We start from the raw sequence: 1,098 nt of genomic DNA, 5'->3' as shown, positions 1-1,098 counted from the left end.
ACGCATTGAATTTCCTTTATAGAAAATTCTACCTCAAATCACTACGGTTCTGAGGGGAGATTACCCCATGCGCTTTATTGAATCCCTACTGAAGGCTCTATAAATCGCTCTTTAATAATTAAGCAGTTTGAGACAATAGCTTTATAATAAGGTTTTTTTAATTCCTTCAAATTGAAATAGTCTGGACAGAATACGCGAGTTTCACCAACATTCCATAAGAAATATCCATACAGAGTATTTGGATGTTGCTGATATGGCAAATCGGTAGAGGATAGGTAAGATTTACTGTCTTGAGTTGTTCTTGCAAATCGTTCTTTTAAGTTTAGTAATTGATTTGTTGTAATATTATTGATTTTTAATTGTTGCTTAAGTTTGAATCTTCTAATGTAATCTTCATCTAAAACATACCAAGAGGCATTACTGGGTAGCTGACTAAAAGAGGCCATACGTATAATAAATTGTTTGCCAATTGATTGTGAAAATGTTAACGGAAGTGTAAAAACAAGTGTTAATGCTACCAGGGCGATTAAGAAGTTTTTAGTGGAAAAAGTTTTATTTGGTATCTCGAGTTGCTTCGATGTTCGAGCAATATAAAAATAGATAACCATAATGATATAACTCGTTATTAAAGTTAATTTAACGCCATGCCATTTAAAAAAAAGCCAAGTAACTATAAGTATTAGTATAAAACTTACAAGAGTTAATATAATGGGGATATGATATAGGGATTTACCTTTATGATAGAGTAAAATTAAGCTCAGTATTACTAATAGTATATAACTTGCTAGTACATATGAAGTTACGAGTAAAAATACGCTTATTAGCAAAAAGGTTGCGTCTGATTTTATTGTCGCCAGAAAAAGATGCGATAGACCGAGTTCATTTAGGCTTTGCCAAATTGTTGTACCGCTTAGAAATAAAATAATAGGGGCAACAATATTAATGAATATTTTGACAGAATCTAAAGCAGAAAGATCTGTAGTCATTAGGTTATTCTGTGAGGATTGATTTTCGTTTTCCTGTTTGGTCGCTTTCATTAATTTTTGTTTGTAAAATATTTTGAGTTGTAATGACCCAGCACTTTCTGCTCACATTATG

General features: G+C 31.8%; 1 protein-coding gene. It reads right to left on the bottom strand.

All coding sequences use genetic code 11. The features are described from left to right. Positions 1-74: 74 nt before the first annotated feature. Positions 75-1,037 (bottom strand): hypothetical protein, encoded by a 963-nt coding sequence (locus HMPREF3179_RS03405; RefSeq protein WP_018027390.1) that lies wholly within the window; start codon positions 1,035-1,037, stop codon positions 75-77. Positions 1,038-1,098 lie beyond the last annotated feature (61 nt).

The sequence above is a fragment of the Oligella sp. HMSC09E12 genome, assembly GCF_001808505.1.
In the GTDB taxonomy this organism is placed as follows: Bacteria; Pseudomonadota; Gammaproteobacteria; order Burkholderiales; family Burkholderiaceae_B; genus Oligella; species Oligella urethralis.
This window is presented reverse-complemented; position numbering and strand designations above follow the sequence as displayed.